Source organism: Janthinobacterium aestuarii, assembly GCF_046113285.1.
Lineage (GTDB): Bacteria > Pseudomonadota > Gammaproteobacteria > Burkholderiales > Burkholderiaceae_D > Janthinobacterium.
In genome coordinates, this window is sequence record NZ_CP142524.1 from 5,808,584 (window position 1) to 5,832,884 (window position 24,301).

Sequence of the window (24,301 nt, forward strand, 5' to 3'; positions counted from 1 at the left end):
GGCTCCTTAGTTACCGACAGTCACGTAAACGTGACAGGATTGTTTCGAAATACGGTCGCCACGGCCTTTTGCACGCGCGGTGAAGCGCTTCAGGACCGGGCCCTTTTCGACGTAGATCGTTTTCACGAACAATTCGTCGATGTCCGCGCCATCATTGTGCTCGGCATTCGCAATAGCGGATTCCAGAACGCGTTTGATGATCGCAGCACCTTTTTTCGGGCTGAATTGCAAGATGTTGAGTGCAGCGTCAACTTTCTTGCCACGGATCAGGTCAGCAACCAGGCGGCCCTTTTGGTCCGACAGGCGCACACCTTTGAGGATAGCTTTAGTTTCCATTATTTCTTAGCCTTTTTGTCAGCTGCATGGCCCTTGAACGTACGGGTCAGTGCGAATTCGCCGAGCTTGTGACCAACCATGTTTTCGGAAACATAAACCGGCACGTGCAGCTTGCCGTTATGCACCGCGATCGTCAGGCCGATGAAGTCAGGCATGATTGTCGAACGACGCGACCAGGTTTTGATTGGCTTTTTGTCTTTGGCTGCTTGTGCGGCTTCAACTTTTTTCACCAGGTGGGCGTCACAGAACGGCCCTTTTTTCAATGAACGTGTCATGTGCTACCCCTTATTTCTTGCCGCGGCGCGAGACGATCATGGAAGTAGTACGCTTGTTGCTGCGTGTCTTCTTACCCTTGGTCTGTTGGCCCCATGGCGAAACTGGATGACGACCAGCTGCTGTTTTACCTTCACCACCACCGTGCGGGTGATCGACCGGGTTCATGACCACACCGCGAACGGTAGGACGAACACCGCGCCAGCGCATCGCACCAGCTTTACCGATTTTACGCAGGCTATGCTCGGCATTGCCGACTTCACCAACCGTTGCACGGCACTCGATGTGCACGCGACGTACTTCACCCGAGCGCAGACGCACTTGAGCGTAGGTACCTTCACGTGCCATCAGCACAACGCCAGCGCCGGCGGTACGTGCCATTTGGGCACCTTTACCTGGCAGCATTTCGACGCAATGCATCACGGTACCGACTGGGATGTTACGGATTGGCAAGCAGTTACCCGATTTGATCGGTGCTTCCGAACCGTTCATCACGCTGTCGCCAACGGCCATGCCTTTGGTTGCGATGATGTAGTGACGTTCGCCGTCGGCGTAGCACAACAGAGCGATATTCGCGGTGCGGTTTGGATCGTATTCGATACGTTCCACTTTCGCTGGAATACCATCTTTGGTGCGCTTGAAGTCGATCAAGCGGTAGTGTTGCTTATGACCACCACCGATATGACGGGTGGTGATGTGACCGTTGTTGTTACGACCAGCGGTCTTGGATTTCTTTTCAACCAGGGCAGCGAACGGACGACCTTTGTACAGGTCGGCATTCACCACCTTCACCATGCCGCGACGGCCTGGCGAGGTTGGTTTCATCTTAACGAGTGCCATTATGCAGCCTCCTCGGAGAAGTTGATTTCCTGGCCAGGCTTCAGGCACACGAAAGCACGCTTGGTATGGTTACGACGACCGTTGAACTTGCCGGTGCGCTTTTGCTTACCTTCGCGGTTTGCAGTTTGCACGGACAGAACTTCAACCTTGAACAGCAGTTCGACCGCTGCCTTGATTTCAGGCTTGGTTGCATCCGGCAGTACGCGGAATACAATTTGCTCGTTCTTTTCCGCGACCATGGTGGCCTTTTCGGAAATCACGGGCGCCAACAGCACCTTCATCAAGCGTTCTTCGCTATGTTTCAAAATCGCGCTCATGCCAGCATCTCCTCAATCTTGGCCAATGCAGCTTTGGTGACCAGGATCTTCTTGTAGAACACCAGGGACATCGGGTCTGCGTGACGTGGCTCAACGACGAGTACGTTAGGCAGGTTGCGCGATGCCAGTTCCAGGTTTTCGTTCAGAACGTCGGTGATGATCAGAACCGAATCAAAGCCCAGGCCGTTCAATTTTTGCGACAGCAGCTTGGTTTTTGGCGCGTCGATCGTCAGATCGTCGATGACGATCAGGCGCTCTTCGCGAGCCAGCTGCGACAGGATCGAGCAGATACCTGCGCGATACATCTTTTTGTTCACTTTGTGGGTGAAGTTTTCGTCAGGCGAGTTCGGGAAAATCCGACCACCGCCGCGCCACAGTGGCGACGACGACATACCAGCACGAGCGCGGCCGGTACCTTTTTGGCGCCATGGCTTTTTCGTCGTGTGGTGAACTTCTTCACGGTCTTTTTGCTTGCGGTTACCACTACGTGCATTCGCTTGATAAGCGATGACGACTTGGTGGATCAGCGCTTCATTGTAGTCACGGCCGAAAATCGTATCGGCTGCAGCAACGTTCGAGGCGGCTTGACCTTGCGCATTCAGAAGCTTGAGTTCCATCGTTTAAGCTCCCTTCTTGGCTTTGGTTTTGATGGCTGGCGAGACAACTACCTGGCCATTTTTCGCACCTGGAATCGCGCCTTTGACCAGCAGCAGCTGACGGTCGGCATCGATACGGGCGATCACGAGGTTCTGGATCGTACGGTTAACGTCACCCAGATGACCGGTCATGCGCTTACCAGGGAAAACGCGACCTGGATCTTGTGCCATACCGATGGAACCTGGAACGTTGTGCGAACGCGAGTTACCGTGCGTTGCACGGCCAGAAGCGAAGTGGTAACGTTTGATAACGCCTGCATAGCCTTTACCGATGGTAACGCCTTGCACGTCGATCTTTTGACCGACTTCGAACAGGGAAGCAGCGACAACATCGCCAGCTTTCAGTTCAGCGGCTTTGGCAGCGTCGACACGGAACTCTTTCAACAGAGTACCGGCTTCAACGCCAGCTTTAGCGTGATGACCAGCAACAGCTTTGGTCACGCGGGAAGCGCGACGTTGACCGAATGCGACCTGAACAGCGGAGTAGCCATCTGTTTCAGGGGTTTTGATTTGCGCAACACGGTTGTTCGATACGTCCAACACGGTGACCGGGATCGAATCCCCTTCATCCGTGAAAATGCGCATCATACCAACCTTGCGACCGAGAAGGCCTAGGCTCATTTTTTCTCCATTCCCACCTGCGATTGGGCGGGGCTTGTTTAACTACAAAGTAACGTAGGACTCAAAAAAGACGAATCCATACCGAAGCCGGCTAGTATATAGCACAAAAACCCTTGACGCAACAAGTTAACACGAGGTATGTCAAAGTGTTGCGCGACGCCCCTGCGGGAGTTGTCGGCGCCCCTGAAAAACGCTGCCGCAAGGCAATTTAACAGGCGCAAAGCACGGCGGCATGCGCCCTTGCGGGCGATGGCAGAAAGACACAGGGCGCGCCATGGCATGCGCGCCCTGCTCCACTCATCCTGGGCGTGGCACCCGGAAAAGCTTATTGCTGGCAGTTGATCAGGCAATGTTCGTACAGGTCCTCGCAGATCGGGCTGCCGCCGAGGTGCGCCCGGCAATTCGCCACTTTTTGCCCGCACTCGCTATAGCACTGCGTGACGTCGCCGGCGGCAAACGCGTACGAGGCGCTCAGGCCCAACGCAAACAGAAAAACCATCGTCTTCTTGATCATATTGCATCTCCGTTTTATCGGATGGACAAACAACCAGGACGCCACGCCATCCTCGCACCGCCCCGGGCAGACGCCACGGCGCCCGCCATTCCCTAAAAAGCAATGCCAATAGCATACCGCAAACAATACCAACCAACTACCAATTAATGCTGCAGTTCTTTCCCCGCGCAAAATGCAAAAGCCAGCCCGGGCATATCACTGTCCGAGCTGGCTGCAAGGTGGCGCATGGCGCCCAGGTAAGTCTTACTCTTGCGGCGCTCCTTTGCCAATCTGATACCAGTCCACCTTGCGCGTCGCCACCATGATGGCGGCCAGCACGGCAAACAGCAGGATGCTGCCCATCACCAGCGCATTGTTTTCCGAGCTCAGCAAGCCATACAGGGCGCCATATAGCATGGTCAGCCCCACGCCGAAGCCGATCCCGCGCCAGGCGTTGTGCAGCACGTGCACCAGATAAAAGCTGGTCAGCACGATACAGGCGGCGCTGGCGATCAGGTAGGCGGCCAGGAAGGCGATGTGTTCCGCCAGGCCCACCAGCAGCAGGAAGAAGATCACCAGCGACAGGCCCACCAGCAGGTACTGCACCGGGTGGATCGGCAGGCTTTTCAGGATTTCAAAGATGAAGAAGGCGGCAAAGGTCAGCGCCACGAACAGCAAGCCATATTTGGTGGCCCGGTCCGATTGCGAATACACGTTCACCGGCTCGATGAAGCCCACGCTGAAGCGGTCGATCTGGCCCAGCGGCGCACTGTCGGGCACCTTGAACTCGCCCTCGATCGTGCTCAGCTGCGTTTGCGCATTGGTGGCCAGCGAGGAGATGCTCCACTCGACCTGAAAGCCATCGGCGTTGATCTGGCGGAATTTCGGCGACGGCAGGAAGCGCCCGCCAAACTGCGGATGCGGCCAGTTCGACTTGATGCTGATCTGACTGTTTTTCGCCACCGGCACGAAGTGCTGGCGTTCGATGCCGTCGAGGCCCAGATCAAAACTGAAGTGCACCTGCTGCGGTGCCGTCAAAGGCATGGCGCCCAGCGGCGCATGCAGGCCGCTGCGGAAGGCAAACAGGTCGGTGCCCTGCTCGAACTCGATCTTCTGGCCGCCCCAGTCGATTTTCGGAATATTACGGATACCGCGCACGTCCTCGATGGACAGGGCCACGAACGGCGCACCCAGGGTCACGCGCGAATCCGGCGACTTGCGCGGCAGCTGGCTGCCGGCAGGCACCGTGAAGTCGCCCTTGAACGCGTGCTGGCCGCTGTAGACCAGCACCTGGTGGATGCCGCGGTAGCGGCGGTCCGTGTCGATGTTACCGTTGAGCAGTAAATTGTTCGGGTAGACAAGCAGACGGCGCTGCACCGTGCGGCGCAACAACTCCGTGCGCACCGCCGATTTCGCTTCCTTGTCATCGCCCTTGGCCACCTCCACGCGCTCTTCATACTGCTCCGTGTAGGGAATCACCAGGATGGGGCCGATGATGGTTTGTTCGCGCACCGAATCGGCGGCGATGCTGTTGACGGCTTCCTGGCGGAATTCCATCCGCTCCTTGATCGTTTCCTGAATCATCAGCAAAGGCAGGCCGATTATCAGCATCAGGCCGAACACGATCAACGCTTTGACTAACAGAGTTTTTTGCATGGCGCATCCTTGAAGTAAGGCGGCCAGTGTAAAAAAGCTGTATGCGCTGACGATGCAGTCCGTGTGAAGCGGGCAAATAAAATGCGCTAAGAGTGTGCTAGGCCAGCGGCAGGCACAGGCGCGCGCAGGCGCCACCGTCCGCATGATTGAGCACCTCGACCGTGCCGCCGTGCAAGGAAGCGACCTCGCGCACGAAGGGCAGGCCCAGGCCCGTGCTCTTGCCAGTGCTCGGGCGCGGCAGAGAGTAGAAACGCTCGAAGACGCGCTCCAGCGCATACGCGGGGATGCCTGCGCCGCGGTCGCGCACGGCGATTTCCACGTGCGTGCCCTGGCGATGCGCCGTCACATCGATGCAGCTGCCCGGCGGCGCAAAGCCGGCCGCGTTGTCGAGCAGATTGCCCAGCGCCTGGCGCAGCAGCAAGGCATCGCCGTCCACACTCGCCTCGTCCGCCTGAAGCTGCAGGCGCACGCCGCGCGCCGCCAGCGTGGCGGCCGCATCCTGCGCCACTTGCGCGAGCAGGGGCCCCAGCGCGATGCGCTCGGGGTGGTCGAGGCGCTGCTGCTTCTCCACGCGCACGAGGGCCAGCAGCTTGTCGATCAATTGCCGCTGGCGCGCGTTCTGCTCGAGGATACTGGCAAGGAACTGGCGCCGCTCGGCCGGCGGCATGTCTTCCTGCAGCAACTCGGCCGAGGCCTGGATGGCGGCGATCGGGCTTTTCAATTCATGCGTCAGCGTATGCATCAGCTGCTCCACGTATTCCTTGCCTTCCAGGCGCGTGCGCATCGCTTCCAGCGCCCGTCCCAGGGTGCCGATCTCGTTCGTGCCCAGCGCCGGCAGCGCCACCTTGCGCCCCGCTTCCACATCGCCGATATAGGTCATCAGCTTGCCCAGCGCATGGTGCAGCCACCACGCGAACGCCAGGCCGATCAGCAGCGACAGCAGCAACAGCACGGCACCGCGCTGCAGGATCTTGCGCTGGCTGCGCTCGACAAACGCTTGCACGCTGGCGTTCGGCTTGGCCACCGTCAGCACGCCGATGACCTCATTGCCGTCGCGAATCGGCGCGGCCACGTGCATCACGGTCGACATCTCGTCGTCGGGCCGGCTGCGCGTGCTGCGCGCGCCATACTTGCCCTGCAAGGTCAGATACACGTCATTCCAGCGCGAATAGTCGCGCCCCACGTCGCGCCCGCTGGAATCGAACAGCACAATGCCGTGCCGGTCCGTGATGGTGATGCGGTAATCGAGCGTGCGCTTGCGCACGCCATTGATATTGACGTCCACGCCATGGCGCGCGTAATCCTGCATGCGCGCGGCCACGGGCGACTGCGCCAGCGTGCCCGCCTTCACGTCGGGCGCCACCAGGCTGGCCAGAAGCTGCGAGGTGTCGACCAGGGTGTCTTCCAGGGTCGAGCGCACGCCCGGCTTGACCTGCTCCATGAAGACATTCAGCAGGAACCACGCGGCCAGTCCGACGATCAGGAAGTAGCCGAGCAGAATGCGCAGGCCGATCTTCATGCGCCGGCCAGGCTGTAGCCGAGGCCACGGTGGGTGTGGATGGGATCGGCCTGCGCATCGACGGCGCGCAGCTTGGCGCGCAGCGATTTGACATGCGCATCGACCGTGCGCTCGAGCGTGTCGGGCGCCCCGCTCCACACGCGCTCCATCAGCTGCGCGCGCGACAGCACGTGGCCCGGATGCGCGAGCAGGGTTTTCAGCAACAGGTATTCATAGCGGGTCAGGTCCAGCGGCTGGCCGTGAAACAGTACCCGCGCCTCGAGCGCGCGCAACTCGAAGCGCGCCGGCGCGGTCGCGACGACAGGCGCAGCTATCGTCATGCCCGCCTCGCGCGGCGCCTGGGCGACGCCTGCGCGGCGCAGGATGACGCGGATGCGCGCCACCAGTTCGCGCGGCGAAAACGGTTTGGTGACGTAATCGTCGGCGCCGATTTCCAGGCCGACGATACGGTCGATCTCGTCGCTGCGGGCCGTCAGGAAGATCACGGGCACCTCGGAAAACTGGCGCAGCCGGCGGCATACTTCCAGCCCGCTCATGTCAGGCAAGCCCACGTCGAGCACCACGAGAACAGGCGTCTGAGCGTCTTCGCCGGACATGGGGCGCAGCGCGGCCAGGGCGTGCTCGCCCAACATCACATGGCGCGGCGTAAAGCCGTCCGTGCGCAGGGCATAGGCGATGCTGTCGGCAATCGCCTGTTCATCTTCCACGATCAGGACAGTCTTGGACATGGCGGCGGCACGCATTAGTGGACAAGCCCGGAGTATCCCTGAAGCATGCAAGCGGCGTCAATCCGGCGTCCATCGCGTGCGCCGGCGAAAAGCCACCCGCCCCAAAAAACTTGGAGTATATTTATTACGGCATGACTCCGCCGATACACCGTGTTTGACACCCGTCCGAGGAGACTATGAAGACCCATACCATCAGCCTGCTATGCGCTGTCAGCCTGCTGGCCGCCTGCGCGGCGCCAGCGACACTCGCCACCTCCAACGCACAACAAGATGCCTGTAACGCGGCCGAACGCAAGGGCCAGTTTGGCGAAGCGGAACTGGCTTGCGTACAGGCGCTGCGCAGCGCCGAGCAGGCCGGGGCCGGCGCGGACATCGTCTCGCAGCGCCAGTCCAACCTGGGCCGCATCAAGCGCTTGCAGGGCAAGAATGCCGAAGCGGAGCAACTGTACCGGCAAGCCCTGGCCACGGAGGAGGCGGCGCAGCCGCGCAGCGATGCGCGCGTCGGCCGCCGCATGGTGGAACTGGCGTCGGCCCTGGCCGCGCAAGGCAAATGGCAGGAAGGCACGGGCTATCTGGAACGCGTGCTGCCGCTGCTGCCGAAGCTGTCGCCCGGCTCGCGCACGTATTCGGCGGAAGTGCTGCGCCAGTACGCCAAACAGCTGCAGGGCGGCCCGCAAGCAGCGCTGGGCGCGCGCTTCGAGGCGGTGGCGGCCAGCCTGTAATAAGCGACTGCCTGCGCCTAAGGCTGGGCCACGTGGATGCTGGCCTTGATGTGCTTGAGGTGGGCCACGATGGTGAACGTCATCACCACCAGCAGCGACCATGAGCTCCATTTGCTGACGTGCACCACCGACCACGCGCCAAGCTGGTTCGGATAGCGCCACACGCCCCAGAAGGTGCTGATGTTTTCGGCCAGCCAGATGAAGAAGCCGACCAGCACGAAACCGAGCAGCAGGGGCATGCTGCGGTCGCGGTCGAGCGGGCGGAACACCACGGTGGTGCGCGCATACAAGCCCAGCGCACAGGCGGCCAGGTACCAGCGATAGTCGCCGATGTAGTGGTGGGTAAAGAAGTTAGCGTAGATCAGCAGCGCGATCAGCACCGCCATCCAGTACGGCGGATGGTGGCGGATCCGCATGTCGAGCAGGCGCCAGGTCTGGATGATGTAGCTGCCCACGGCCGCATACATGAAGCCGGAAAACAGGGGAACGCCAAACACCTTGGTGTAGGCAAAGTCGGGATAGCTCCACGACTGTATCGTCCCCGACACCTTGAACACCTCCAGCGCGAAGCCGACCGCATGAAACAGGCAGATGGCTTTCAATTCATCCCACGTTTCCAGCCCGCTCCAGACCATCGCGCCCTGGATCGCCAGCGCTACCAGCAGCAGCACGTCATAGCGCGGCAGGCCGAACAGGCCGGCGCGCGGCACCAGGAACACGGCAGCAAAAAACAGTCCCACAAACAGGCATGACCTCGCCTCCTTGATGCCGAAATACAAAAATTCGGTCAGGAAGCGCGGCCAGCCGCGCAGGCGCTGACGGGGAGTTGCATTGAGCAGGTGGGTATCGAGGGCGTTGAGCATGCGGCAACTTTATCGGGCGGGCGCGGCACTGTAAAGTGGTTTTGCACGGCACAAAAGCAATGGGGCCGGGCGCACTCACGATCGTGAGCAGGCCCGGCCCCATCTCAGGCGGCGGGATACCCCGCCAGCCTTCTTAAAAACGATTATTGCAGTTTGATTTCGACATCAACACCAGCTGGCAGGTCCAGCTTCATCAGCGCGTCAACGGTTTTGTCCGTTGGGTCAACGATGTCCATCAGGCGTTGGTGCGTACGGATCTCGAACTGATCGCGCGAAGTTTTGTTGACGTGCGGGGAACGCAGCACATCGAAACGCTGAATACGGGTAGGCAGTGGTACTGGGCCTTTGACGACAGCGCCGGTGCGCTTCGCGGTCTCAACGATTTCCAGAGCGGACTGGTCGATCAGCTTGTAATCGAAAGCCTTCAGGCGGATACGGATTTTTTGGTTTGGTGCCGACATGATATTTCCTTAAAAGAACGAACCGCGCGATTTGCACGGCAATGAGGTCATACGGGAATTTCTGACGCAACAACCGTCAGGGTCGACATGATAGCACCAAAATGCTTGCCAACCCCGGCAGTTGAATAAAAAGAAGGGCGCCGGGCGACGACGCGTCTTCTTTTATATTCGCTTAATAATTAAGCGATGATTTTTGCAACAACACCAGCGCCGACGGTACGGCCGCCTTCACGGATAGCGAAGCGCAGGCCTTCTTCCATCGCGATCGGGTTGATCAGCTTGACGGTGATCGACACGTTATCGCCTGGCATGACCATTTCTTTGTCTGCTGGCAACTCGATCGAACCGGTTACGTCCGTCGTGCGGAAGTAGAACTGTGGACGATAGTTGTTGAAGAATGGCGTATGACGGCCGCCTTCGTCTTTCGACAGAACATAGATCTCGCCGGTGAAGTGCGCGTGCGGCTTGATCGAGCCTGGCTTGGCCAGCACTTGACCACGTTGCACGTCTTCACGCTTGGTGCCGCGCAGCAGCAGACCAACGTTGTCGCCAGCTTGACCTTGGTCCAGCAGCTTGCGGAACATTTCCACGCCGGTGCAAGTCGTTTTGACGGTATCGGTGATACCGACGATTTCGATCTCTTCGCCGACTTTGACAATGCCGCGCTCGATACGACCGGTCACAACGGTACCACGACCCGAGATCGAGAACACGTCTTCCACTGGCATCAGGAACGCACCGTCAACAGCGCGCTCTGGCGTTGGGATGTAAGCATCCAGCGCATCGGCCAGACGCAGCACTGCGTCAACGCCCATTTCGCCTTCTTTGCCTTCCAGCGCCATACGTGCCGAACCTTTGATGATAGGCAGGTCGTCGCCTGGGAATTCGTACTTCGACAACAGCTCGCGCACTTCCATTTCAACCAGTTCCAGCAGCTCTGCGTCGTCGACCAGGTCGCACTTGTTCAGGAACACGATGATGTATGGAACGCCAACTTGGCGGGCCAGCAGGATGTGTTCGCGGGTCTGTGGCATTGGGCCGTCAGCTGCGGAGCACACCAGGATCGCGCCGTCCATCTGGGCTGCACCGGTAATCATGTTTTTGATGTAATCGGCGTGGCCTGGGCAGTCAACGTGCGCGTAGTGACGCGTTTCCGTTTCGTACTCGACGTGGGCGGTGTTAATCGTGATACCGCGCGCTTTTTCTTCTGGAGCCGCATCGATCTGGTCGTATGCTTTGGCTTCGCCGCCGAATTTCTTCGACAGAACCGTTGCGATTGCAGCGGTCAGCGTGGTTTTACCGTGGTCGACGTGGCCGATGGTGCCGACGTTGACGTGCGGCTTGGTCCGTTCGAATTTACCTTTTGCCATTTTATTCTTCCTTAGAACAATGATTTAAATGTAGGGACCGGCATTCTCGTGAAAGCCGGCCCGGAACTTCTATTACTTAGCTTTCGAGCTTACGATTGCTTCAGTCACATGCTTAGGTGCTTCAGCATAGTGCTTGAATTCCATCGTGTAAGTCGCACGACCTTGGGTCGACGAACGCAACGATGTAGCGTAACCGAACATTTCCGACAGAGGTACTTCGGCCTTGATGATCTTGCCGCCACCGCCAGCAATTTCATCCATACCTTGCACCATGCCGCGACGCGACGACAGATCGCCCATCACGGTACCGGCGTAGTCTTCCGGCGTTTCCACTTCCACGGCCATCATCGGCTCCAGGATGACTGGCGATGCTTTGCGGCAGCCATCTTTGAATGCCATCGAAGCGGCCATGCGGAATGCATTTTCGTTCGAGTCAACATCATGGTACGAACCGAAGAACAGCGTGACTTTCACGTCAACGACTGGGTAGCCAGCCATCACGCCCGAAGTCAGCGTGTCGCGCACACCTTTTTCAACTGCAGGGATGTATTCGCGAGGAACGGTACCGCCCTTGATCGCGTCAACGAATTCGAAGCCCTTGCCCGGTTCTTGCGGTTCGATCTTCAGAACCACGTGACCGTATTGACCACGACCACCCGATTGCTTGACGAATTTGCCTTCCGACTCTTCGCACACTTTACGGATCGTTTCGCGGTAAGCGACTTGTGGCTTGCCGACGGTCGCTTCAACGTTGAATTCGCGCTTCATGCGGTCAACGATGATGTCCAGGTGCAACTCGCCCATACCGGCGATGATGGTCTGGCCCGATTCTTCATCGGTACGCACGCGGAACGATGGATCTTCTGCAGCCAGGCGGTTCAGCGCCAGGCCCATTTTTTCCTGGTCGGCCTTGGTTTTTGGCTCGACTGCCTGCGAAATCACCGGCTCAGGGAAGACCATGCGCTCCAGAACCACGCTGGCTTTTTCGTCGCAAAGCGTATCGCCCGTGGTGGTGTCTTTCAGACCCACAACGGCGGCGATGTCGCCAGCGCGCATTTCCTTGATTTCTTCGCGTTCGTTCGCTTGCATCTGCACGATACGGCCGATACGCTCTTTCTTCTGCTTCACGGAGTTCAACACCGAGTCGCCCGAATTCAGGGTACCCGAGTAGCAACGGATGAAGCACAACTGACCGACGAACGGATCGGTTGCGATCTTGAACGCCAATGCCGAGAATTTCTCATTGTCGTCAGCTGCGCGCTCGACTGGCTGCTCGTCGTCATCCAGACCTGGGACAGGCGGAATGTCGATAGGCGATGGCAGGTACTCGATGACCGCGTCCAACATGGCTTGCACGCCCTTGTTTTTAAAGGCGGTACCGCACAACATTGGAACGATTTCGCTGGCGATGGTACGCTGACGCAGAGCAGCCTTGATCTCGGCTTCCGACAGGTCGCCTTCTTCCAGGTACTTGTTCATCAGGTCTTCCGACGCTTCAGCAGCGGCTTCAACCATGTTCTCGCGCCACTTGGCAGCATCAGCGGCCAGGTGTGCAGGAATGTCGCCGTATTCAAACTTCATGCCTTGCGACGCGTCGTCCCAGATAACCGCTTTCATCTTGACCAGATCGATCACACCGGTGAAGACGTCTTCAGCGCCGATAGGCATCTGAATAGGTACCGGGTTCGCTTTCAGACGCGAACGCATCTGATCGTAGACCTTGAAGAAGTTGGCGCCGGTACGGTCCATCTTGTTCACGAAGGCCAGACGTGGCACTTTGTACTTGTTAGCCTGACGCCATACCGTTTCCGATTGTGGCTGCACGCCGCCGACTGCACAGTAAACCATGCAGGCGCCATCCAACACGCGCATCGAACGTTCCACTTCAATGGTGAAGTCAACGTGGCCTGGGGTGTCGATGATGTTGATGTGGTGCGCTGGGAAGTTGTTTGCCATGCCTTTCCAGAAGCACGTAACAGCAGCCGAGGTAATCGTGATACCGCGCTCTTGCTCCTGTGCCATCCAGTCGGTGGTGGCAGCGCCATCATGGACTTCGCCCAGCTTGTGGTTCACGCCTGTGTAGAACAGGACGCGCTCGGTCGTGGTCGTCTTACCTGCATCGATGTGAGCGGAAATACCGATATTGCGGTAGCGCTCAATGGGGGTCTTGCGGGCCATAATTAATCCTAAATGAATGGACAAAACCGAGCAGCATTTTTTTGCAAAAATGAGCCCGGCCTCGAACAACAGATGCTTGACAGCCGCCTTGCGGTAGCTGGCTTTATATTAGAAGCGGAAATGCGAGAACGCTTTGTTCGCTTCAGCCATACGATGGACTTCGTCGCGTTTTTTCATCGCGCCGCCGCGGCTTTCAGCCGCTTCCATCAGCTCACCGCCGAGGCGTTGTGGCATCGATTTTTCGCTGCGCTTGTTAGCAGCTTCACGCAACCAACGCATGGACAGAGCCATACGACGGACTGGGCGAACTTCGACCGGCACCTGGTAGTTTGCACCACCGACGCGACGGGATTTCACCTCAACCAGCGGCTTGGCGTTGTTGATTGCGGTAGCAAAAACTTCGAGCGGATCTTTGCCCGATTTTGCTGCGATGTGCTCGAAAGCACCGTAGATGATGTTTTCTGCAACCGATTTCTTACCGGACAGCATCAGCACGTTTACAAATTTAGCGACATCAGTGTTGCCGAATTTTGGATCTGGCAAAATTTCGCGCTTGGGTACTTCACGACGACGTGGCATATCAATTCCTTTCAATCTTCAGTTGAGCGCGCGTTCTTCGCACACTCGCGGACGACCATCATAGTCTTCCACTTACTCGACCAGATGCGGTCGACTACATTCACTTAGCTAGTTGCCACTGAGCGAAACTTGGGTTTGCTGCGTACAACTTATTACTTCTTGCCAGCTTTAGCGCGCTTGGTACCGTACTTCGAACGCGATTGCTTACGGTCTTTGACGCCTTGGGTATCGAGGGCACCGCGAACCATGTGGTAACGCACACCCGGCAAATCCTTGACGCGGCCGCCGCGCAACAGCACAACACTATGCTCTTGCAGGTTATGGCCTTCACCGCCAATGTACGAAATGACTTCGAAACCATTGGTCAGGCGAACTTTAGCGACTTTACGCAGAGCCGAGTTAGGCTTCTTTGGAGTCGTGGTGTAAACACGTGTGCAGACGCCACGTTTTTGCGGGCTGTTTTCCAGCGCCGGCGATTTGCTCTTCACGGTCAAAGCGACGCGTGGATTGCGAATCAATTGATTGATGGTTGGCATCGTTATAAATCCAACAAAAAACTACGATTAATAACCCGGGCAAGATGCCCGGCGACTAAAACCTCGTCCCGCTTTCATCTACTGCGCACCGGAGGCGCCCGCAGCCACTCGATAAGGAGCGGCCATGAAATGCCAAGTAATGCGTAAACGATGAGCAGAATAAAATCGAGAACTCGCTAGTTTAGACCTTGTGTTACAGGGGGTCAATCAGTTTACCGCTTTTTGCTATAAAAAAAGGCAAAGAACGGGGGCATTTGTGGTGTTTTGACTAATTTTCGGCAGCGAGGCGTGGACGCCGCCACGCGCAAACGCTTGATGATTTGGCACTCTTTCCCTGCGACCAAGCATCTGACACGCACATTCTTGTATGACCGCAAGACAACAAAAGGATTGATAATAGCGGACATTTTTCGCTGCCCTCCCGCCCTCCTTTATGCGCTCCTTGCTTCGCCCCGCCAATCTGTTCCTGCTCCTGACGTATGCCTTGCTGACGGCCGTGCCTTTCATCCCCACGCTGCTGGGGCGCGCGCTCGATCATCCGTGGCAGATGCTCACGTTCGAGCTGCTGGCCTGGCTGGCCGTCTGGAGCGTGTTCCAGCGCCCCGCCTACTTCCACTGGCTGCTGGTGCCCGCCTTCCTGGCCCTGCCGACGGAAATCTACCTGTTCATCTTCTATGGCCAGGGCATTTCCACGCACCACCTGGGGATCATCTTCGAAACCAGTCCCAAGGAAGCGATGGAATTTCTCGGGCAAAAAGTATGGCTGATGGGCGCCGTCATGCTGGGCGTGATCGCCTGGTGCGCCCTGAGTTGGTATGCGGCCACGCGCACGCGCGACCTGGACTGGCGCGGCAAGACGCGCCCGGCCGCCTTCGTGCTGCTGATCCTGCTGGGCGGCTTCTGGTGGTATGGCTACGAATTCGGTTTCGAGGCCAAGGCCGTGCACAGCACCGCCGCATCCGCCAAGGCCAGCCATCCGGCGGCCAGCGGCAAGGCGGGCGCCTCCGGCTTCGGCGACGCCAGTTCGGCCGACGACGAAACGGCCGAGGAAGACGAAGAGAGCAGCAAGCCCGAGAACGCCAGCATCGCCGGCGCCGACGAGACGGGCCTGGGCTGGCCCAGCCTGCCCCACTGGGCGCGCCTGCCCTACGCCTTCGACACCGTCAGCAATTCCTGGCCCTTCGGCCTGGCCGCGCGCGGCTTCGATTTCTACAAGGAACGCAGATACCTGGCCGAGCTGGGACAGAAGAGCAGCAGCTTCCGTTTCGGCGCGCACCAGCAACAGCCAGATCCCCATCCGGAAGTGGTGGTCATGGTGATCGGCGAATCGTCGCGTTACGACCGCTGGAGCCTGAACGGCTACGAACGCGACACCAATCCCCTGCTGAAACAGGAAAATAACCTGGTGCCGCTGGCCGACGTCATCACAGCCGTTTCCGCCACGCGCCTGTCCGTGCCCGTCATCATCTCGCGCAAGCCGGCCACGCAAAGCCTCAAGGATGGCTTCTCGGAAAAATCCTTCCTCACCGCCTACAAGGAAGCGGGCTTCAAGACCTACTGGCTGTCGAACCAGATCTCGTTCGGCCAGTTCGACACGCCCGTCTCCGTATTCGCCAAGGAAGCGGACGTGGTGCAATTCCTGAACCTGGGCGGCTTTACCAACAGTTCGAATTTCGACCAGATCCTGTTCGACCCGTTCAAAAATGCGCTGGCCGACCCGGCGCCGAAGAAACTCATCGTGCTGCACACCCTGGGCAGCCACTGGAACTACAGCCAGCGCTATCCGAAATCGTTCGACAAGTGGCAGCCGTCGCTGTTCGGCGTCGACAAGCCCGTCTACACGGACACGGCCATCAAGCCGCAGCTGAACAACAGCTACGACAGCTCCATCCTGTACACGGACTGGTTCCTGTCGAACGTGATCGGCATGCTGAAGGACGACGGCCAGCGTACCGCCCTGCGCAGCTCGCTCGTCTATGTGGCCGATCACGGCCAGACCCTGTACGACGGCACCTGCCGCCTGGCCTTCCATGGGCACAACACGCAGTTCGAATTCCACGTGCCCGCCTTCGTCTGGTATTCGCCGCAATTCCAGCAGCATTATCCGGACAAGGTGACGCAGCTGCGGCGCCATCAGAAGGCGCGCCTGTCGACGGAAAACATGTTCCACACCCTGCTCGACCTGGGCGACATCCGCTTCGCGGGCGAACAGCCCGAATGGAGCATCGCCAGCCCCCGCTTCAAGCAGCACAAGCGCTACGTCGACAGCTATGGCTGGACCAACTACGACAACGCCATCATCCGTGGCGATTGCCGCGAAGTGATCGACAAGAGCACGCCGGAAAAGCAGGACAAATAAGGGCGGCCATCACGCCCGTTCCAGCACGCCGCCGCAATCGGCCGGTTGCGCCATGTGCATGCTGAGCCAGTCGAAGACGCGTTCCGCCTTGTCTTCGATGGCGCTGTCAAAGCCCCGCTGTGCCAGCAGGGCGATGCCGTTCGTGGCCTGCAGCACGCCGGGCGCCAGCAGCAGCGCGCCCGCATCGTCGCGGCGCACGCACCACGGCGCCAGGCAGTCTTCCAGCAAGGGGCCCAGCACCAGGTTGTGCGACGAGACGATCACCAGGTGGCGCGCGGCCAGCGTATGCAGCACGGCGGCAGCCGCCGCCACGGATTCGAGGTGGTTCGTGCCGCGAAAAATCTCGTCGATCAGGAACAGCGCCGGCGCCCCCTCCTCGGCCAACGCCAGCAATTCGCGCGCGCGGCGCAATTCGGCGATGTACAGACTTTCGCCGCCATCGAGCGAGTCCTCGTTCTGCATGCTCGCATACACGGCCAGGCGCGGCACATCGGCGCTGTGCGCATGGCAAAAGCCAAAGGCCCGCGCGCAGACCAGGTTCAAGCCTATGCAACGCAGCAAGGTGCTCTTGCCGATACCGTTCTGTCCGGAGATGAAGCCCCCCTTGCCCTGCACGCCGAACGACAGCGGCGCGGCGTTCGCCAGCAGTGGATGCCGCATGCCCTGCAAAGCCAGGGAGCGCGGCGGCGCGGTGCCCGCCCAGCAAAACACGGGAAGCGCGCGCAGGTGCCGCGCCAGCGCCAGGTCCGCTTCCAGCTGCGCCACCTGGGTGAAGCAGTCGCGCAGAAAGGGCAGCTGCTGCGCCACCAACTGGCGCGTGCGGAAATAGCGCTTGATGTTTTTCAGCAGGAGCCAGTCGCCATATTCGACCAGTACCGTATCGATGAAGGGCACGTAGTGCAGCAGCGAGCGCTCGATGGCGCGCGTCAGCCTGGCCGCCTGCGCGCCGCCGGCGGCCCATGGCAAGGCTGCCGGTCCATCAAGCCGCGCCAGCGCGGCACGGGTTTTCAGCAGGAGGCGCAAGGTATCGAGCGTGCGCTCCCATTGCTTGGCGCTTTCGTAAAAACGCACCTGTACGGCCATCAGCGCGACACAGGCGGCCAGCACGCCAAACAGCGCCGGCCAGCCCACCAGCCAGGCGGCGGCGATGGCCAGCAACAGGGCCAGCGGCACCAGCCATAGCCAGGCGCTCCACCATGGCGCCGGTGCCAGCGCCGCGCCGAACAGGGTCTCGCTCACCTCTGTATCGGCCTGGCGCAAGGGCAGGCAGGCGCGCTCCAGGCTGGCCACTTGTGCCTGGTCGTCCAGCAATCGCCGGACGCGCGCGACAGAGGCCGGATCGGCCTGGCCGCCGCTCAGACGCCGGTGCAGCTCCTGCTGGCCGAAGATGCCGGTCTCGCGCGCCAGCTGCGCCGCATACTGGTCAAGCAGCAGCTCGTCCCAGGTCTGACCATCGAGCGATGGCGCCTCGCCCGTCAGCCGCTGCAGCATCGCCACGTCGCTGCGCGCGAAAGGATAATCGAGCGCCGGCGCGAAGGCGCTGGCAGGGAAAAGTTGCTGGAGGAACGGATGCATGGCGCCTGCGGAGGAGTCGATGAAGGGAATGCCACAGCAGATGCAGGCGATTGCCAATTTATCAAGTGCCGCATGCACGGACGGACACGCCGGACGGCGCGGACACGGCGGACAGCCGGACGCCCGATATTTTTCCCATTCAAATCAACGGCTTAATCATTGGCATGGATCGTGCATTGGAAAAGTCATCCTTCACAAGACATAACCATGATCCGCGACACCTCCTCTCAAGACGCCGTACTGTCCGCCCCGCCGGGCCAGCGCCACCAGCAACGCGCCCTGCTGCTGGCCGGCGCCGTCATCGTCATCGGCGCCGCCGTCGCGGTCGTTGCCGGCTGGCGCAACAGCGAGCATTCCGTCAACGCCAGCCGCCTGCGCATCGCCGACGTCACGCGCGGCACCCTGATCCGCGACGCGGCCGTCACGGGCCGCGTGGTCGCCTCGATCAGCCCCACCCTGTATTCGACCACGGTGGCCACCGTCACGCTGAAAGCGAAGGCGGGCGATACGGTGAAAAAGGGCGACATCCTGGCCGTGCTGGAGTCGCCTGACCTGTCCGACGCCCTCAAGCGCGAGCAGTCGAGCGTGCAGCAGCTGGAGGCGGAAGTGGCGCGCCAGCAGATCCTGGCCAAGAAGCAGAAACTGCTGGCGCGCCGTGAAGCCGACACGGCCGAGATCGAGCGCCTGTCCGCGCAGCGCACCCTGGAGCGCTATGAGAGCGTGGCGCAGGTGGGCATCATCGCCAAGATCGATTACCAGAAGGCGAAGGATGCCTTGAATTCCGCCGATATCCGCAGCAAGCACGCGTCGCAGGCGGCGGGCCTGGAAAGCGAAGACGTGACCCTGGCGCTCAAGACCAAGGTCAACGAACTGGAACGCCAGCGCCTCGTCCGCGACAACGCCCAGCGCAGGGTCGACGAGCTGACCGTGCGCGCGCCCGTCAACGGCTTCATCGGCACCCTGTCGGTGGCCAACCGCAGCGTGGTGCAAGCCAATACCGCGCTGATGACCCTGGTCGACCTGTCGCAGCTGGAAGTCGAGCTTGAAGTGCCGGAAACCTATGTGGCCGACATGGGCCTGGGCATGCGCGCCGAGATCGAAACGGGCGCAGTCAAGGCAACCGGCAAGCTGTCGGCGCTGTCGCCCGAAGTGGTGAAAAACCAGGTGCTGGCGCGCGTGCGTTTCGACGGCGCGCAGCCGGCCGGCCTGCGCCAGAACCAGCGCGTGGCGGCGCGCCTGCTGATCGATGAAAAACCGGATGTGCTGATGCTGGCGCGCGGCTCCTTCGTCGAAGCCGAAGGCGGCCGTTTCGCCTACGTCGTGCGCGACGGCGTGGCGATGCGCACGCCGATCAAACTGGGCTCGACCAGCGTGGCGGCCGTGGAAATCCTCGACGGCTTGAAGCTGGGCGACAAGGTGGTCGTCGCCGGCACGGAAAACTTCGAGAACGCGGCCCGCGTCTCGCTCAACTGAATCTCACTCATCTCACTCCCACAAGAGGCCCCGCCATGCTGCGCATGCACAACCTGAGCAAAGTCTACCGCACCCACATGATCGAAACCCACGCGCTGCGCGGCTTCGACATCCATGTGCAACAAGGTGAATTCGTCACCGTCACGGGGCCGTCGGGCTCGGGCAAGACGAGCTTTCTGAACATCGCCGGTCTGCTCGAGGAATTCACCGACGGCGAATACATCCTTGACGGCGTCAACGTCAGGGGCATGGACGACAATGCCCGCTCGCGCCTGCGCAATGAAAAACTCGGTTTCATCTTCCAGGGTTTTAATCTGATCCCCGATCTGTCGCTGTTCGACAATGTCGACGTGCCGCTGCGCTACCGGGGCTTCAACCGCGCCGAGCGCAAGGAGCGCATCGAGGACGCGCTGGCCAAGGTGGGACTGGCGTCGCGCATGAAACACTATCCGGCCGAATTGTCGGGCGGCCAGCAGCAGCGCGTGGCGATCGCGCGCGCGCTGGCCGGGTCGCCCAAGCTGCTGCTGGCCGATGAACCGACGGGCAACCTGGACACGCAGATGGCGCGCGGCGTGATGGAACTGCTGGAAGACATCAATGCGCAAGGCACCACCATCCTGATGGTCACGCACGATCCGGAACTGGCGCTGCGCAGCCAGCGCAATGTGCACATCATCGACGGCCAGGTGTCGGACCTGGTGCAGCACGGCGCCTCGCTGTCGGCCAGGCCGCAGCACGCCGCGACCGCGTAAGGAGAGACCATGTTCCGCTACTATTTCACGCTGGGCCTGCGCAGCCTGCGCCGCAACCGCGCCCTGACCGCGCTGATGGTGCTGACCCTGGCCGTCGGCGTGGCCGCCAGCGTGTCGACCGTCACCATCCTGCACGCCATGTCGGGCGACCCGCTGCCGCACAAGAGCGACCGCCTGTTCGTGCCGATGATCGACGTCGTCCCCTTGAAAAGTTATGTGCCGGGCGCCAAGCCCAGCTTCGGCCAGTCGCAGCTGGCTTACACCGACGCGAAGAATTTCATGGCCAGCAACATGGGCGTGCGCCGCACCGTCATGTACGGCGTGGCCGGCCCGGTCGAGCCAGCACGCACGGATATCGGCGCCTTCCAGGCCCAGGGCCTGGCGCCCACGCGCGATTTCTTCGCCATGTTCGAAGTCCCCTTCCTGTATGGCCAGCCATGGAGCGAAACCGATGACGCCAGCGGCGCCGACATCATCGTGCTGAGCCGCTCGCTGGCGGAAAGACTGCTGGGTACGGTCAATCCCGTGGGCCGGCGCGTGACGGTACTGGGACAGTCCTATCTGGTCAGCGGCGTGCTCGATCACTGGGATCCCGTGCCGCGCATACACCGCATCATCGGCAGCAAGGGCGCCTTTGGCACGGAAGATGAATTCTTCATTCCGTTTGCCAGCGCCATCCGCCATGAAACGCGGCATGACGGCGGCATGGCCTGCAGCGGCGTCGAACGCGGCCCCGGCTTCCAAGGCACCCTGGCGTCGGACTGTACCTGGCTGCAGTTCTGGTTCGAGATGGAAAACGCGGGCCAGCGTGGCGAGCTGCAGGCATATCTCGACAGCTATGCTGCCGAGCAGCGCAAGCTGGGCCGCATGCCGCGCCACGCGCCCAACGCGCTGTACAACGTCAAGGAATGGATGGTGTTCCTGAACGTGGTCGACAACGACAACAAGCTGGCGGCCTGGCTGGCCTTCGGCTTCCTGCTGCTATGCCTGGTCAATACCATCGGCCTGCTGCTGGCGAAGTTTTCCGTGCGCGCCAGTGAAGTGGGGATCCGCCGTGCGCTGGGCGCCACGCGGCGCGACATCTTTCGCCAGTTCCTGATCGAGACGGGCGTCATCGGCCTGGCCGGCGGCGTGCTGGGCCTGCTGTTGGCGTATGCAGCGCTGGCCGTCGTGCGTTCGCAATCGAAGGAACTGGGCACCGTGGCGCACATGGATATCCCGATGCTGCTGCTGACGTTTGCCGTCTCCGTGCTGGCCGCCCTGCTGGCGGGGTTGCTGCCCACCTGGCGCGCCTGCCAGGTGACGCCGGCGATACAGCTCAAATCCCAATGACATTCACCGTACCGCAATGAGGTTCAACATGGAAATCCGCCCCATCCTGTCGGCACTGATGCGCAGCAAAACCGGTGCCGTACTCGTCGCCGTGCAGGTCGCCATCAGCCTGGCCATCCTGGCCAACGCCCTGCATATCGTTAACCTGCGCCAGGCGATCGCCGCCCGCCCCACCGGCGTGGCCGCTGAAAACGACATCTTTTATGTCAATATCCAAAGCATGGACAAAGGCAGCCACCAGCGCCAGCTGGCCGACCAGAAACGCCAGGCCGCCTTGCTGCGCAGCCTGCCCGGCGTGCTCTCCGTGGCGCAGACCTCGCAGGCCGTGCTGTCGCGTTCCGGCAGCAGCACCAATGTCTCCATCAAGCGTGGACAGCCCACGGCCAGCGCCACCACGTCGATGTATTTCACGCCTGACTCGCTGGTCAAGACATACGGCCTCAAGCTGGTGGAAGGCCGTGATTTCCATCCCGACGAGGTGCTGGAAATCGATGAAAAAGTCGATGAGACCTTTCCCAAGGTGGTCATCGTGACGCTCGCCGCAGCGCAAAAGATCTGGCCTGGCGAAAGCAGCTTTGTCGGCAAGACCCTGTTCAACGGCACCGGCGACGATGACGACGAAATGCGCGTGATCGGCGTGGTGGAGCGGTTGCAGACACAGGTCGGCCAGGTCAGCGCGCATGGCGAGCATTCGCTGATCCTGCCGGCGCGCCTGACGGGTTCGCGCGACTCGCTGCTGTACGCCGTGCGGGCCGAGCCTGGCCAGCGCGACCGCCTGATGAAGGAGGCCGAGCAAGCCATCCGCAGCGCCACCAGCGAGCGCCTGCTGGTACGCACCGATACACTGGAAAAGCACCGCACGTCACGCTACCGGGCCGACCAGGGTTTGTCCTGGATGCTGATCGCCGTGTCGACCTTGCTGCTGCTCGTGACGGCCAGCGGCATCGTCGGCATCGCCAGCCTGTGGGTGACGCAGCGCAGAAAGCAGATCGGCGTGCGGCGCGCACTGGGCGCCCGCCGCGTCGACATCCTGCGCTACTTCCTGACCGAGAATTTCATGATCACCAGCGCCGGCGTGGCGTGCGGCGTGCTGCTGGCCCTGGGCTTGAACCAGCTGCTGGTAAGCCAGCTGGAAATGGCGCGCCTGCCGCCCGGCTACCTGCTGGCCGGCGCGCTCGTGTTCTGGCTGCTGGGCCTGGGCGCCGTGTACGGCCCGGCATGGCGCGCGGCCAGCATTTCGCCGGCCACTGCCACCCGCAGTACCTGAGCCGGCACCTGAGTGATATGCTGCGCGCATGCCTACCGTACTGATTATTGACGACAATGCCGCCGTGGCCATCGCGCTCGACGTGCTGTTTTCCCTGCACGAGATCGACGCCGTGCGCGCCGCCTCGCCCGAGGAAGGCTTGCGCCTGCTCGAGCGCCACGCCATCGACCTGGTGGTGCAGGACATGAACTTCACGGCCGACACCACGTCGGGCGAGGAAGGCAGCGCGCTGTTCCACGCCATCCGCGCGCGCTACCCCGACCTGCCCGTGATCCTGCTGACGGCATGGACCCAGCTCGACGCGGCCGTCGACCTGATCAAGTCCGGCGCGGCCGACTACCTGGCCAAGCCCTGGGATGACCGGCGCCTGATCGCCAGCGTGCAGAACCTGCTGGAACTGGGACAGGCCAACCGCGCGCTGCGCCAGCGCGTGCTGTCCGAACAGCGCCAGCGCCACGCCCTGGAACACGACTTCGACTTGCGCGGCATGGTATGGCAAGACCCGGCCACCGAAAGAGTGGTGCACTTGGCGTGCCAGGTGGCGCGCGCCGACGTGCCCGTGCTCATTTCGGGGCCGAACGGCAGCGGCAAGGAACGCATCGCCGCCATCGTGCAAGCCAATTCCCAGGTCGCCGGCGGCCCCTTCGTCGTGCTCAATTGCGGCGCCGTTCCCGTGGAGCTGATCGAGGCGGAACTGTTCGGCGCCGAGGCCGGCGCCTATACCGGCATCACACGGGCGCGCGACGGCAAGTTCGACGCGGCCGACGGCGGCACCTTGTTCCTCGACGAGATCGGCAACCTGCCGCTGGCCGGACAAATGAAACTGCTGCGCGTGCTCGAAACGGGGCGCTTCGAACGCCTCGGCTCGAACCGCGAGCGGCAAGTGAAAGTGCGTGTCATCAGCGCCAGCAATGCCGACCTGCCGGCGATGATCAAGGCCGGCACGTTTCGCGAAGACCTGTTCTACCGCCTGAACGTGATCGAACTGCGCCTGCCGCCGCTGGCCCAGCGCCCGCTGGACATCCTGGTACTGGCGCGGCATTTTCTGGGCGGCGAAAAAACGCTGGATGCGCAGGCGCAGGCTAGTTTGCTGGCCCACGGCTGGCCGGGCAATGTGCGCGAACTGAAAAACGTCATGCAGCGCGCCAGCCTGCTGACGGCCGGCCCGGTGATCGGCGCGATGGAAACGGGCTTGCCGCTGGCCGGTGCCACATCGCCGCGCGCGCCGCAGGATGCCGGCGCGGCGGAACCGGACCGCGACAGCGTCACCGCGGCGCTCGCGCGCGCGCACGGCGTGGTGGCGCAGGCGGCGCAGGAACTGGGACTGTCGCGCCAGGCCCTGTACCGGCGCATGGAGCGCCTGGGCATCGCGCGCGGCTGATGGCAGACCGCCCC

The 24,301-nt window shown here is 61.2% G+C and carries 24 protein-coding genes; 7 read left to right on the top strand and 17 right to left on the bottom strand.

Going from position 1 to position 24,301, the window contains the following annotated elements:
* Positions 1-6: 6 nt before the first annotated feature.
* The 10 genes from rplV to creB form a co-directional block, all read right to left on the bottom strand.
* Positions 7-339 (bottom strand): 50S ribosomal protein L22, encoded by a 333-nt coding sequence (rplV, locus tag OX462_RS26180; RefSeq protein ID WP_170840583.1) that lies wholly within the window; start codon positions 337-339, stop codon positions 7-9.
* Positions 336-611, bottom strand: a complete 276-nt coding sequence (gene rpsS / locus OX462_RS26185) for a 30S ribosomal protein S19 (RefSeq protein ID WP_008444295.1) — start codon at positions 609-611, stop codon at positions 336-338. The genes rplV and rpsS overlap by 4 nt, the downstream gene beginning before the upstream one ends.
* Before the next feature lie 10 nt (positions 612-621).
* Positions 622-1,449, bottom strand: coding sequence for a 50S ribosomal protein L2 (gene rplB, locus OX462_RS26190; RefSeq protein WP_034753198.1), 828 nt, complete (start codon positions 1,447-1,449; stop codon positions 622-624).
* Positions 1,449-1,766: a 50S ribosomal protein L23 gene (gene rplW, locus OX462_RS26195; protein ID WP_010394398.1), complete on the bottom strand. Its 318-nt coding sequence runs from the start codon at positions 1,764-1,766 to the stop codon at positions 1,449-1,451. Before rplW ends, rplB begins: the two co-directional genes overlap by 1 nt.
* Positions 1,763-2,383 (bottom strand): 50S ribosomal protein L4, encoded by a 621-nt coding sequence (rplD, locus tag OX462_RS26200; RefSeq protein WP_034753197.1) that lies wholly within the window; start codon positions 2,381-2,383, stop codon positions 1,763-1,765. The genes rplW and rplD overlap by 4 nt, the downstream gene beginning before the upstream one ends.
* Before the next feature lie 3 nt (positions 2,384-2,386).
* Entirely contained in the window at positions 2,387-3,043 is a 657-nt protein-coding gene (gene rplC / locus OX462_RS26205; RefSeq protein WP_010394393.1) for a 50S ribosomal protein L3, read from the bottom strand.
* A 325-nt stretch (positions 3,044-3,368) separates the two neighbouring features.
* Positions 3,369-3,557 (bottom strand): hypothetical protein, encoded by a 189-nt coding sequence (locus tag OX462_RS26210; RefSeq protein ID WP_070221705.1) that lies wholly within the window; start codon positions 3,555-3,557, stop codon positions 3,369-3,371.
* Between the two features lie 243 nt (positions 3,558-3,800).
* On the bottom strand, positions 3,801-5,192 hold the full coding sequence (creD, locus tag OX462_RS26215; protein WP_070292327.1) for a cell envelope integrity protein CreD: 1,392 nt from the start codon (positions 5,190-5,192) through the stop codon (positions 3,801-3,803).
* Between the two features lie 97 nt (positions 5,193-5,289).
* Complete coding sequence (creC, locus tag OX462_RS26220; protein ID WP_070292326.1) at positions 5,290-6,711, bottom strand: two-component system sensor histidine kinase CreC; 1,422 nt, start codon at positions 6,709-6,711, stop codon at positions 5,290-5,292.
* Positions 6,708-7,439 carry a two-component system response regulator CreB gene (gene creB, locus OX462_RS26225; RefSeq protein WP_070292463.1) on the bottom strand — a complete coding sequence of 244 codons (732 nt, stop codon included), beginning with the start codon at positions 7,437-7,439 and terminating at the stop codon, positions 6,708-6,710. Before creB ends, creC begins: the two co-directional genes overlap by 4 nt.
* A 176-nt stretch (positions 7,440-7,615) precedes the next feature.
* Between creB and OX462_RS26230 the strand changes: the two genes are divergently transcribed.
* Entirely contained in the window at positions 7,616-8,161 is a 546-nt protein-coding gene (locus OX462_RS26230) for a tetratricopeptide repeat protein (protein ID WP_070292325.1), read from the top strand.
* Between the two features lie 17 nt (positions 8,162-8,178).
* On the opposite strand, the gene OX462_RS26235 is transcribed toward OX462_RS26230, so the two are convergent.
* The 6 genes from OX462_RS26235 to rpsL form a co-directional block, all read right to left on the bottom strand.
* The gene (locus OX462_RS26235) at positions 8,179-9,024 is read right to left on the bottom strand and encodes a DUF817 domain-containing protein (RefSeq protein WP_070221709.1); all 846 of its coding nucleotides are present in this window, start codon (positions 9,022-9,024) and stop codon (positions 8,179-8,181) included.
* 143 nt (positions 9,025-9,167) lie between these two features.
* Positions 9,168-9,485 (bottom strand): 30S ribosomal protein S10, encoded by a 318-nt coding sequence (gene rpsJ / locus OX462_RS26240; protein WP_010394389.1) that lies wholly within the window; start codon positions 9,483-9,485, stop codon positions 9,168-9,170.
* A gap of 179 nt (positions 9,486-9,664) precedes the next feature.
* On the bottom strand, positions 9,665-10,855 hold the full coding sequence (gene tuf / locus OX462_RS26245; protein ID WP_077398776.1) for an elongation factor Tu: 1,191 nt from the start codon (positions 10,853-10,855) through the stop codon (positions 9,665-9,667).
* Positions 10,856-10,927: 72 nt separating this feature from the next.
* Positions 10,928-13,033 carry an elongation factor G gene (gene fusA / locus OX462_RS26250; RefSeq protein WP_070223447.1) on the bottom strand — a complete coding sequence of 702 codons (2,106 nt, stop codon included), beginning with the start codon at positions 13,031-13,033 and terminating at the stop codon, positions 10,928-10,930.
* Positions 13,034-13,141: 108 nt separating this feature from the next.
* Positions 13,142-13,612: a 30S ribosomal protein S7 gene (gene rpsG, locus OX462_RS26255; RefSeq protein WP_010394377.1), complete on the bottom strand. Its 471-nt coding sequence runs from the start codon at positions 13,610-13,612 to the stop codon at positions 13,142-13,144.
* 152 nt (positions 13,613-13,764) lie between these two features.
* Positions 13,765-14,148, bottom strand: coding sequence for a 30S ribosomal protein S12 (gene rpsL / locus OX462_RS26260; protein ID WP_010394376.1), 384 nt, complete (start codon positions 14,146-14,148; stop codon positions 13,765-13,767).
* Between the two features lie 433 nt (positions 14,149-14,581).
* Between rpsL and OX462_RS26265 the strand changes: the two genes are divergently transcribed.
* Entirely contained in the window at positions 14,582-16,507 is a 1,926-nt protein-coding gene (locus OX462_RS26265) for a phosphoethanolamine transferase (RefSeq protein WP_409027375.1), read from the top strand.
* Positions 16,508-16,516: 9 nt separating this feature from the next.
* Here OX462_RS26265 and OX462_RS26270 read toward each other — a convergent pair whose 3' ends face one another.
* Positions 16,517-18,082: a MutS-related protein gene (locus OX462_RS26270; RefSeq protein ID WP_409027376.1), complete on the bottom strand. Its 1,566-nt coding sequence runs from the start codon at positions 18,080-18,082 to the stop codon at positions 16,517-16,519.
* A gap of 207 nt (positions 18,083-18,289) precedes the next feature.
* Here OX462_RS26270 and OX462_RS26275 point away from each other — a divergent pair, with 207 nt between their 5' ends.
* From OX462_RS26275 to OX462_RS26295, 5 genes are read left to right on the top strand one after another with little or no spacing between them, the layout of a single operon-like run.
* The gene (locus tag OX462_RS26275) at positions 18,290-19,555 is read left to right on the top strand and encodes an efflux RND transporter periplasmic adaptor subunit (protein WP_409027377.1); all 1,266 of its coding nucleotides are present in this window, start codon (positions 18,290-18,292) and stop codon (positions 19,553-19,555) included.
* A gap of 35 nt (positions 19,556-19,590) precedes the next feature.
* Positions 19,591-20,307, top strand: coding sequence for an ABC transporter ATP-binding protein (locus tag OX462_RS26280; RefSeq protein ID WP_070223441.1), 717 nt, complete (start codon positions 19,591-19,593; stop codon positions 20,305-20,307).
* A gap of 9 nt (positions 20,308-20,316) precedes the next feature.
* Positions 20,317-21,639: an ABC transporter permease gene (locus tag OX462_RS26285; protein WP_121670906.1), complete on the top strand. Its 1,323-nt coding sequence runs from the start codon at positions 20,317-20,319 to the stop codon at positions 21,637-21,639.
* Positions 21,640-21,667: 28 nt separating this feature from the next.
* Positions 21,668-22,906 carry an ABC transporter permease gene (locus OX462_RS26290; protein WP_121670905.1) on the top strand — a complete coding sequence of 413 codons (1,239 nt, stop codon included), beginning with the start codon at positions 21,668-21,670 and terminating at the stop codon, positions 22,904-22,906.
* Positions 22,907-22,934: 28 nt separating this feature from the next.
* Positions 22,935-24,287 carry a sigma-54-dependent transcriptional regulator gene (locus tag OX462_RS26295; RefSeq protein ID WP_070223435.1) on the top strand — a complete coding sequence of 451 codons (1,353 nt, stop codon included), beginning with the start codon at positions 22,935-22,937 and terminating at the stop codon, positions 24,285-24,287.
* Positions 24,288-24,301 lie beyond the last annotated feature (14 nt).

Coding starts and splice junctions, on each gene's coding strand:
- rpsS (WP_008444295.1), bottom strand. CDS start 611: ATGACACGTTCATTGAAAAAAGGGCCGTTCTGTGACGCCCACCTGGTG.
- rplB (WP_034753198.1), bottom strand. CDS start 1,449: ATGGCACTCGTTAAGATGAAACCAACCTCGCCAGGCCGTCGCGGCATG.
- rplW (WP_010394398.1), bottom strand. CDS start 1,766: ATGAGCGCGATTTTGAAACATAGCGAAGAACGCTTGATGAAGGTGCTG.
- rplD (WP_034753197.1), bottom strand. CDS start 2,383: ATGGAACTCAAGCTTCTGAATGCGCAAGGTCAAGCCGCCTCGAACGTT.
- rplC (WP_010394393.1), bottom strand. CDS start 3,043: ATGAGCCTAGGCCTTCTCGGTCGCAAGGTTGGTATGATGCGCATTTTC.
- OX462_RS26210 (WP_070221705.1), bottom strand. CDS start 3,557: ATGATCAAGAAGACGATGGTTTTTCTGTTTGCGTTGGGCCTGAGCGCC.
- creD (WP_070292327.1), bottom strand. CDS start 5,192: ATGCAAAAAACTCTGTTAGTCAAAGCGTTGATCGTGTTCGGCCTGATG.
- creC (WP_070292326.1), bottom strand. CDS start 6,711: ATGAAGATCGGCCTGCGCATTCTGCTCGGCTACTTCCTGATCGTCGGA.
- creB (WP_070292463.1), bottom strand. CDS start 7,439: ATGTCCAAGACTGTCCTGATCGTGGAAGATGAACAGGCGATTGCCGAC.
- OX462_RS26230 (WP_070292325.1), top strand. CDS start 7,616: ATGAAGACCCATACCATCAGCCTGCTATGCGCTGTCAGCCTGCTGGCC.
- OX462_RS26235 (WP_070221709.1), bottom strand. CDS start 9,024: ATGCTCAACGCCCTCGATACCCACCTGCTCAATGCAACTCCCCGTCAG.
- rpsJ (WP_010394389.1), bottom strand. CDS start 9,485: ATGTCGGCACCAAACCAAAAAATCCGTATCCGCCTGAAGGCTTTCGAT.
- tuf (WP_077398776.1), bottom strand. CDS start 10,855: ATGGCAAAAGGTAAATTCGAACGGACCAAGCCGCACGTCAACGTCGGC.
- fusA (WP_070223447.1), bottom strand. CDS start 13,033: ATGGCCCGCAAGACCCCCATTGAGCGCTACCGCAATATCGGTATTTCC.
- rpsG (WP_010394377.1), bottom strand. CDS start 13,612: ATGCCACGTCGTCGTGAAGTACCCAAGCGCGAAATTTTGCCAGATCCA.
- rpsL (WP_010394376.1), bottom strand. CDS start 14,148: ATGCCAACCATCAATCAATTGATTCGCAATCCACGCGTCGCTTTGACC.
- OX462_RS26265 (WP_409027375.1), top strand. CDS start 14,582: ATGCGCTCCTTGCTTCGCCCCGCCAATCTGTTCCTGCTCCTGACGTAT.
- OX462_RS26270 (WP_409027376.1), bottom strand. CDS start 18,082: ATGCATCCGTTCCTCCAGCAACTTTTCCCTGCCAGCGCCTTCGCGCCG.
- OX462_RS26275 (WP_409027377.1), top strand. CDS start 18,290: ATGATCCGCGACACCTCCTCTCAAGACGCCGTACTGTCCGCCCCGCCG.
- OX462_RS26280 (WP_070223441.1), top strand. CDS start 19,591: ATGCTGCGCATGCACAACCTGAGCAAAGTCTACCGCACCCACATGATC.
- OX462_RS26285 (WP_121670906.1), top strand. CDS start 20,317: ATGTTCCGCTACTATTTCACGCTGGGCCTGCGCAGCCTGCGCCGCAAC.
- OX462_RS26290 (WP_121670905.1), top strand. CDS start 21,668: ATGGAAATCCGCCCCATCCTGTCGGCACTGATGCGCAGCAAAACCGGT.
- OX462_RS26295 (WP_070223435.1), top strand. CDS start 22,935: ATGCCTACCGTACTGATTATTGACGACAATGCCGCCGTGGCCATCGCG.